The organism is Moraxella equi (assembly GCF_002027555.1).
Lineage (GTDB): Bacteria > Pseudomonadota > Gammaproteobacteria > Pseudomonadales > Moraxellaceae > Moraxella > Moraxella equi.
The window spans coordinates 1-8,638 of the sequence record NZ_MXAP01000147.1 but is presented as its reverse complement, the minus strand read 5'-3'; the positions used below and the strand labels follow the sequence as shown (position 1 = coordinate 8,638).

Annotated in this window: 11 protein-coding genes and 1 pseudogene; 3 read left to right on the top strand and 9 right to left on the bottom strand. The window is 44.6% G+C overall.

What is annotated here, in order from left to right; translation table 11 throughout:
* Window positions 1–11 precede the first annotated feature (11 nt).
* On the top strand, window positions 12–242 hold the full coding sequence (locus B5J93_RS14435) for an IS3 family transposase (RefSeq protein ID WP_079326617.1): 231 nt from the start codon (window positions 12–14) through the stop codon (window positions 240–242).
* A gap of 12 nt (window positions 243–254) precedes the next feature.
* A pseudogene (locus B5J93_RS12170) lies at window positions 255–800 on the top strand (IS3 family transposase); the annotation flags it as partial.
* A gap of 105 nt (window positions 801–905) precedes the next feature.
* Here the strand turns inward: B5J93_RS12170 and fdx are convergent.
* The 9 genes from fdx to B5J93_RS12125 all read right to left on the bottom strand — a co-directional run bounded on the left by fdx (window position 906) and on the right by B5J93_RS12125 (window position 7,850).
* Window positions 906–1,247, bottom strand: a complete 342-nt coding sequence (gene fdx / locus B5J93_RS12165; protein ID WP_078275263.1) for an ISC system 2Fe-2S type ferredoxin — start codon at window positions 1,245–1,247, stop codon at window positions 906–908.
* A gap of 55 nt (window positions 1,248–1,302) precedes the next feature.
* Window positions 1,303–3,174: a Fe-S protein assembly chaperone HscA gene (hscA, locus tag B5J93_RS12160; protein WP_079326615.1), complete on the bottom strand. Its 1,872-nt coding sequence runs from the start codon at window positions 3,172–3,174 to the stop codon at window positions 1,303–1,305.
* A gap of 57 nt (window positions 3,175–3,231) precedes the next feature.
* Window positions 3,232–3,774, bottom strand: coding sequence for a Fe-S protein assembly co-chaperone HscB (gene hscB / locus B5J93_RS12155; protein ID WP_079326614.1), 543 nt, complete (start codon window positions 3,772–3,774; stop codon window positions 3,232–3,234).
* Window positions 3,775–3,777: 3 nt separating this feature from the next.
* Window positions 3,778–4,098, bottom strand: coding sequence for an iron-sulfur cluster assembly protein IscA (iscA, locus tag B5J93_RS12150; RefSeq protein WP_078275266.1), 321 nt, complete (start codon window positions 4,096–4,098; stop codon window positions 3,778–3,780).
* A gap of 37 nt (window positions 4,099–4,135) precedes the next feature.
* Entirely contained in the window at window positions 4,136–4,525 is a 390-nt protein-coding gene (locus B5J93_RS12145) for a RidA family protein (RefSeq protein ID WP_079326613.1), read from the bottom strand.
* Between the two features lie 17 nt (window positions 4,526–4,542).
* Window positions 4,543–4,929 (bottom strand): Fe-S cluster assembly scaffold IscU, encoded by a 387-nt coding sequence (gene iscU / locus B5J93_RS12140; protein WP_079326612.1) that lies wholly within the window; start codon window positions 4,927–4,929, stop codon window positions 4,543–4,545.
* A 131-nt stretch (window positions 4,930–5,060) separates the two neighbouring features.
* Window positions 5,061–6,284 (bottom strand): IscS subfamily cysteine desulfurase, encoded by a 1,224-nt coding sequence (locus B5J93_RS12135; RefSeq protein ID WP_079326611.1) that lies wholly within the window; start codon window positions 6,282–6,284, stop codon window positions 5,061–5,063.
* Window positions 6,281–6,790, bottom strand: coding sequence for an Rrf2 family transcriptional regulator (locus B5J93_RS12130; RefSeq protein WP_079326610.1), 510 nt, complete (start codon window positions 6,788–6,790; stop codon window positions 6,281–6,283). Before B5J93_RS12130 ends, B5J93_RS12135 begins: the two co-directional genes overlap by 4 nt.
* 367 nt (window positions 6,791–7,157) lie before the next feature.
* Window positions 7,158–7,850, bottom strand: coding sequence for a hypothetical protein (locus B5J93_RS12125; RefSeq protein ID WP_228144939.1), 693 nt, complete (start codon window positions 7,848–7,850; stop codon window positions 7,158–7,160).
* A 349-nt stretch (window positions 7,851–8,199) separates the two neighbouring features.
* Here B5J93_RS12125 and B5J93_RS12120 point away from each other — a divergent pair, with 349 nt between their 5' ends.
* Window positions 8,200–8,508, top strand: coding sequence for an HU family DNA-binding protein (locus tag B5J93_RS12120; RefSeq protein WP_079326609.1), 309 nt, complete (start codon window positions 8,200–8,202; stop codon window positions 8,506–8,508).
* Window positions 8,509–8,638 lie beyond the last annotated feature (130 nt).

Sequence of the window (8,638 nt, the reverse complement as noted above, 5' to 3'; positions counted from 1 at the left end):
TTTAAGTTCGGTTGGTATACCATAAGCATAAAGGCAGATATGGGTATCTTAGGATTTGTGCAGAGCTTAATCAAACACTTACTGGTCAGGGCATTATCATCAACCATAAAAAGGGACAACGCTTAATGCAAGCAATGGGCTTAAAAGCCAACATCAGACAACAAAGACATAAACCCTATTCATCCTATCAAGGTGAACACCAAGATAAAATTAAAGAGAATGTCCTACAAAGAGGCTTTTAAGCCACAAGACTCAATCAAAAGTGGGTAACGGACATTACAGAGTTTAAGGTTGAGGTTGTATCAAATGGGGGTGATGGCAAAACTTACCAAAAACTCTATTTATCGCCCATCATAGACTTGTTTAATGGGGAAATTGTGAGTTATACCATCAAAGAGCATCCTACTTATGACTTAGTTAAAGAAATGCTTGATGATGCCTTACTCAGATTAAGTAAAGATAATCAAGAAAACCAAGCAAACAAGCTACCAAATGACAAGCCTATTATCCATTCAGACAGAGGTTGGCGTTATCAGATGTTTCATTACCAACAAACCCTAACAGAACAAAACATCATTCAAAGCATGTCAAGAAAAGGCAACTGCCTTGATAATGCAGTGATAGAGAGACTCGAAGGCACATTAAAACAGGAAATCTTTTATGAACAAACCAAGTTTGCTTCAATCAATGAACTTAAAACCACCATTGATGAGTACATTCATTATTACAATTATGATAGAATAAAGACCAAACTAAAAGGACTAAGTCCTGTAAGGTTCAAAGAACGATACAGGACTTAGTCCAATCAGGGTTAATACAGCCACTTGCAACAACTTAACCTTCAATCTGTTGTCTAAAGGGGGGGGTTGGTTCAGTATAAAAGCGGTTATTATTTGTAAACCCAATCAATGATGCCCTTCCTTTGCATGATTTAAGGTATGTTTAGGGATATAGACGGTTAGGTTTTCGTCAGCGACCACACATTGGCACGATAGGCGAGAGTTGGGTTCTAGCCCCCACGCACGGTCAAGCAAGTCAGCTTCTATGTCGTCCATTTCTTCTAGGCTATCAAAACCTTCACGGACAACCACATGGCACGTGGTACACGCCTTTGAGCAGTCGCAAGCGTGTTCAATGTTAATGCCGTGTTCGTGCAAGCCTTCAAGCAGGTTTTCGCCTTTGTTTAGCTCAACGGTTGCCCCTTCTGGACAGATTTCGTGGTGGGGAAGTACGGTTACAGTTACCATAATAGTTTTACTTAATTATTTAAAATCAATAGGTTGTAATTAGTAGGCTCGGCAATTATTGCCAATCGCTTGCCTTAGTGCCAGCAAGTGCCTGTTTGACATTTTGGTTCATGATGACGGACGCAAAATTATCCGACAACGGTTTTAATTCGCTCACCGCCTTATCCAGCATTGCTTTATCATCGACAGTTTGGGCGGTGTCAATGGCGGATTTTACGGCGGTTATTTTTTCGTTTAATTTGGTTTTGTCGTCATCGCTTAAAAGCTCGCCAAATTCACCCAATGCCGATTGCAATGCCAAAATCTCACGCTCGGCTTCTACTTTGGCTTCGATAAGCATACGCTTTTCTTTATCGGCTTTGGCGTGGATAAAGCCTGCTTTTAACAGCTCTTCTTGTTGCTCTTCGGTCAGCCCATAGCTTGGCACGACATCAATTTTACTGGCGACTTTGGTGGTTGTCTCCATTGCCGATACGGTAAGCTGACCGTTGGCATCAATGGCAAAGGTAACTTCCACACGGGCAAGCCCTGCTTTCATCGGTGGAATGCCCGTCAGCGTAAAATTCGCCAAAGTACGACAATCCGCCACGGTCTCACGCTCGCCTTGCACCACATGAATCACCATGCCCGTCTGAGCGTCCGTGTGCGTGGTAAAGGTCTGTCTGCGTGCCACAGGAATGGGGGTGTTGCGTGGAATGATGACTTCGGTCAGTCCGCCCATGGTTTCAAGCCCAAGCGATAGGGGCGTAACATCAAGCAGAAGCAGATTGTCATCTTGCTTGTTGATGAGCTGATGAGCAAGCCTTGTCGCCCCAAGTGCCACGACTTCATCGGGATTGATAGAGCATAACGGTTCTTTATCAAAAGACGCCTGCACTGCATTTTGCACGATTGGCATACGAGTAGAACCGCCCACCAGCACCACATCAACCAGCTCATGCTTGTCAAGGCGAGCGTCCGCCAACACCTGCTCACAAAGCTGTAAGCTACGGCGAATCACAGGTTCACAGATTTGGGCGAGTGTGTCTTGGTTTAGTAGGGTGCTAAATGGCACACCGTTAATCTCAATATCTACCGACACCGCTTGACGCTGTGAGAGTTTTTGTTTGTAGCTTTTGGCAAGGTTGGCAAGGGTGCTTTTTTGGGCGTTGTCCACGCCTTTGGGGTCATGTCCTGCCGATTTGATAAAAAAGTTGGCAATCAAGCGGTCAATGTCATCTCCGCCCAAAGCCGAATTTCCGCCTGTGGCCAAGACTTCAAACACTCCGTCTTTTAGGGATAGCACCGACACATCAAACGTCCCCCCGCCTAGGTCATAAATCAGATAAGTGCCTGTTTTGGCGGATTTGTCAAGTCCATAGGCAATGGCAGCGGCGGTTGGCTCATTTAAAAGGCGTAAGACATTGAGTCCAATGCTCGCCCCTGCGTCTTTGGTGGCTTGGCGTTGGGCTTCGTCAAAATAGGCAGGCACGGTAATCACCACCCCTTGTATGCTGTCAGGCGGTAGGCTTGCCTTGGCGTGGTTGTAGAGCTTGGCTAGGATATGGGCAGACGTTTCAACGGGCGATTTGTCGCCTTGTGCAGTAACGAACGCTGGCATGGCGTTGTCGCCCCCAACCAGCTCGTAAGGGTGGCTAAATTTAATATCGGCAAGCGAACGCCCCATAAAGCGTTTGGCAGAAATAATGGTGTTTTTGGGGTCATTATAAGTCAAGGCGTGCTTACCCACAATGGGGACGTCCGCCTTGTCGCCATAATAGACCACGCTCGGTAATAGGGGGCTGTCGCCAAAGGGCAACACGTCCGCCCGTCTTGAGCGTACCACGCCCACCAAAGAATGAGTCGTCCCTAAGTCTATGCCCAAGGCATAGCGGTGCTCGTGGGGTTTGGCGGATTGGTTGGGTTCGCTGATTTGAAGTAGGGACATGGTATTATGGCATTTTATGGGTTGTTTAAGTTTTTTGAATTTTAAAATAATAAAAAATCACACATATAAATCATCATCTTGCCCGTCATCTTGGCTTGATGATTTGGACAGAGCGTCCGTCATGTCATCGTGCAATTTACCCAAAAAGCGTAATTTTTGGGCGATGATTTGGGCGGTTTGCCAGTCTTTTGCTTGATAAACGCTGTCAAAGTCGTCTGCCGTTTGGCTCATTAAGGTATTGATATTGTTGGCAATTTGACTGATTGTATGTTTATCATTGTCAAAAATGGCATCTTCTAACTCCATGCGATAGCTCATCATCTGCATCAAAAACGGCTCATCGGCAATGGTTTTGTCCGAATTAAGTGCCACGCCTGATAATTCAAGCAAATAGACTGCACGGCTGTCATCACGGTTTAGGGTGTCAAAAGCGTGGTTAATCAAAGCGGTATTTTGCTCGGCTTGGGCGATATTGTCGGCATTGTCGGGGTGGTGCTGTTTTTGCAGGTGTAAAAAGGTCGCTTTTAGGGCGGATTTGTCAATGCCAAACGCCACAGGTAGCCCAAACAATTCAAAAAAATGATTGGTTAATAACGCCATAAGTTACACCGTAAAGGATTCGCCACAACCGCATTCACCTGTTTGGTTGGGGTTTGTAAATTTAAAGCCAGAATTTAGCCCTTCGGTAACGTAATCCATTTGTAAGCCGTCCAGATAGACAAGGCTTTTTGGATCAACGAACACACCCACGCCGTCATTGTCAAATCGTTCATCGGTGTCGTTTGGTTCATCAACAAATTCAAGCACATAGGCAAGACCTGAGCACCCCGCCGTGCGTACGCCGACACGAATGCCCACACCGCTTCCACGATTTGCCAAAAAGTCTTTGACGTGCGTTATCGCTCGGTCTGTTAGAGTAATCATAAGTCTTTCCTATGGATTGAAATATTAAATAAAAAAATTATTCGCTTACAACCGCCATTGCATTCATCGTCATTAATGCACCCTGCTTGGGCAAATCAGCAACAACAATGACGGTTCTTGCAGGAAAATTGCCGTCAAAAAATTCCATATATCCACGATTCATTTCTTGAAAATCATCAACATTTTTTAAAAAAACATGGATATGTAAAATATTTTTTAAATCAGCATTGGCGGATTTTAGCATGGTTTGAAAATTCAACAAAATTTGTTTTGCTTGGTCATAAGCATTGTCAGTTTCAATTAAGCCAGTCTGCGGATTAACAGCGGGCGTTCCAGAAATATGAATGATATTTCCTGCTTTACTAAAATGACTATATGCACCGATTGGCTTAAACAAATCATCAGGTGTATAATTTTCAATAACCATGTCCCCCCCCAAAAAAATTAAGCCGCCGCTACTTTGGCTTGATAATCATCAATCGCCGCCTTAATCGCATCTTCGGCAAGTACCGAGCAATGCACCTTGACAGGAGGCAATGCCAATTCTTTGGCGATGTCTAGGTTTTTGATGGCACGGGCTTCGTCTAGGGTTTTGCCTTTGAGCCATTCGGTAACGAGCGAGCTTGATGCGATTGCCGAGCCACAGCCATAAGTTTTAAACTTTGCGTCTTCGATGATGCCATCATCACCGACTTGAATTTGTAAACGCATCACATCGCCACAGGCGGGGGCTCCCACCATACCTGTGCCAACGTTTTTGGCGTTTTTGTCTAGGTTACCCACATTGCGGGGGTTTTCATAATGGTCAATGACTTGGTCTGAATATGCCATAGTTTTTCTCTCTTTGTTTGGGATGATTGCCTTGCGTTTTTAATTAGGACTAAAATTGGCTTGGAACAATCAAAATTAAATATGGGTTTTGATTGGTGCGTCATACACACCTTACAATTTCTGAAGCAAGATTAATGCTCTTGCCACTCAACCTTACTAAAATCCACCCCTTCTTTAAACATATCCCATAGGGGCGACAGCTCACGAAGTTTGTTTACCGCATCGGTGATTTGGGCAAGCACACGGTCAATGTCTTCATCGGTAGTATAGCGACCGATACTAAAACGAATGGACGAGTGAGCCAGCTCATCGGGGCGACCAATGGCACGCAAGACATAAGACGGCTCTAAGGTTGCTGACGTACACGCCGAACCAGACGACACCGCCAAATCTTTTAGGCTCATCATTAGACTCTCGCCTTCGATGAAGTTAAAGCTCACGTTTAGGATATTGGGAATGCCATGCTCAAAACTGCCGTTCAAATAAATCTCTTCAATGCCTTGCAAGCCATTCCACAGCTTATCACGCAGACGAGTGATGTGGACGTGGTCTTCGTCAAAACGAGCAACCGACAAAGCAAACGCCTCGCCCATACCCACGATTTGATGCGTGGCAAGCGTACCAGAACGCATGCCTCGCTCGTGTCCACCGCCGTGCTGTTCGGCTTTGATACGCACACGGGGCTTACGGCGAACGTATAATGCACCAATCCCCTTAGGACCGTAGATTTTGTGTCCTGAAAAGCTCATCAAATCCACTTTTAGCTCTTCTAGGTTAATCTTGATTTTGCCAACGGCTTGAGCAGCGTCCACATGGAACAATACACCCTTAGCACGGGTAATCTCACCAATTTTGGCAATGTCAGTTACCGTACCAAGCTCGTTGTTTACCGCCATAAGGCTGACCAAAATCGTATCGGGACGAATGGCTTCTTCTACCTGCTCGGGCGTGATAATCCCTGTGGCTTCTTGGGGGATAAGATAGGTAACTTCAAAACCTTCTTCTTCTAATTGACGGCAGGTGTCTAGGATTGCTTTGTGTTCAATCTTTGATGTGATGATGTGTTTGCCTTTTTGATGATAAAAATGAGCCACGCCTTTTAGGGCTAAGTTGTCCGACTCGGTTGCCCCACTGGTAAACACAATCTCACGGCTGTCGGCACCGACTGTCTCGGCAATCTGCAAACGGGCATTTTCTACCGCTTCTTCGGCTTGCCAACCAAAGCCGTGCGAGCGACTGGCAGGGTTACCAAAAATCCCGTCAAAGGTCATGTATTTGACCATTTTGTCGGCGACTTCTTGGGCGACTGGCGTGGTGGCGGCATAATCTAAATAAATAAGTGATGACTGGCTCATGCTGGATTAACCCCTAAGTTAATTGTATTGATTGAATTGGTTTTGTCGTTTTTCTCGCCAACCATTTTTTGTTGTTGGCGGTCGGCGATGTACCCTGTGTGCTTGGATTCTAAAAGTTGGGCTAGGGTAACATTGCTTAGATAGGCTTCGATGTGGCTTGATAAGTTGTGCCACAGGTCGTGCGTTAGGCACATCTCGCCATCTCGGCAGTCACCCTTGCCACCGCACTGCATGGCGTTAATGGACTCATCGACGGCGGTGATGATGCTCATGATGTCAATCTCGTCTAAGGGTTTGGCAAGATGATAACCGCCAGATGCCCCACGAGTACTGCTGACCAAGCCTTTTTTGCGTAGCTTTGAGAAAAGTTGTTCAAGATAAGAGATGGAGATGGATTGACGCTTTGCAATGTCAGACAAGGATACCGCCCCTTGATGGCGACTTTCTTGTACCGCCAAATCAAGTAGGGCGGTTACTGCATAGCGTCCACGAGTTGTCAATCGCATAATAGGGTTTCCAAATTGCCTAGCCTAACGTTGATGGCAACTAAGCTAGGCGTGGGTAGATAATATGTGACTATTATAATAATTCCTAGTAATCCAGTCAAGATTATTTTTTATCAAAGTAATTGATTTTTGCCATTGATAAAATTCATCATAAATTTATCTTTTGAATTGCCTGTCAGATATAGCCCAAATTAAACTGAAACTAAATATTGAGAGTTATCATAGCATGGCAGATGTGGTTTGCAATCCGACTAAAGGAGTAGGAATTGATATTTGGCGTTAGGGCAAAAAATCAAGCCAATAAAATAAATAACCAATAAAATCAATAAAAAGGCGGAAAGGTCGCCTTTTTATGCGTAAAAAATAATCAAACAAAGTTCATGATGATGGCAACCAGTGCGATGATGCCCACGACAACAAGGGCGATAAAGGTGCTTTTTTGTTTGCCTTGTAGTTCGATGAGAGCAGTATTTAGCTTGTGATTATGTATCGTTAGCTCATCAATGCGAGCAGACTGCTCGGCGATTTTGGCTTTGTAGTTTTCTTGTTTTTCGGCTTTTTGTTCGGGGGTGGGGGTAGGTTTGCCTTTGACTTTGCCCAGTAGATTTTGAATGACACCGCCCACGCCCAACTGCACCAAAAATGCCTTAAAGTCATGCACATCTTCATGACTGCCACGAATTTGTAGCGACTCAACACTGCTACTGCTATGCGTGGTAATGGCATTGATGAGCTGAAAACTGTAAGCGTTTACCGTCATGTCGGGCGTGGTTTTATCATTGGGCAGGCGGTCATCAAGTAGCACCCCGCGATAGCCAAACGTGGCATAAAACTGCACGTGAGGCAGGTAGGTACGAATGCAGACCACCGTACCACGCTCGGCAAGTGGGTAGGCAAGCTGTCGCAATTTGGGGTCAAAGCGGAGAATTAGAGTGATGGCTGATTCTAAAAACACCAATAGAACATTTAACAACCCACGAGAGACACCGCCATCATCGGTGCGATAGGTTGGTTGTGGATTACTGGGTTTGGTGTTGTGAGTCGGCTGTGGGTCGGTCATGCGTGATTATCTGATTAAAAAATAATGCTAATGATAAAATGATATCCAAAAAAAGTAAACCACCTTAATGTAACCAATGCGTGATTTTTTGGTAAAAAAGGATAAAAGTAAGCTTTTATCGTAAATATCACGCCTTTGATGGGGTATTTTTGTAAAAAAGATAAAAATATTTTGCCATACCCCTTGTAAAATGGGCAATACCCTTATACAATGCACTCAAAATAAGCCCAAGCATGCAGTATGTGTTGTAGGCTTAGATTTGCTTTTGCTGACTTTATTGCTATTGCAAGACTTAGCAAATGTAAATTCATTTCACATTCTTATCATCAACACAACATGAGGATAAATCATGAATAAATCAGAATTAGTAGACGCTATCGCCAGCGAAGCAGGTCTTACCAAAGAGCAAGCCACCAAAGCCATTAATGCTTTTACTTCTAGTGTGCAAGGTGCCTTGGAGCGTGGTGATGACGTGGTATTGGTCGGTTTTGGTACTTTTAGCGTGAAAGAGCGTGCTGCCCGCACAGGTCGCAACCCTAAGACTGGTGAGCCACTACAAATCGCTGCCAGCAAAGTGCCAGGCTTTAAAGCAGGTAAAGGTCTAAAAGACGCGGTAAACCCTGCTGACAAAAAAGCTGCTAAAAAAGGCAAAAAATGATTTTATCATTTTAAAATTATAGCCTTTTAAGCTAAAAACGCACCCCTTATCGGTGCGTTTTTTATTGGGCGGATTTTTTAGGAATGTTAGGGTGTGTTGAACATTGATACACCCACCAAACCCCAAAATA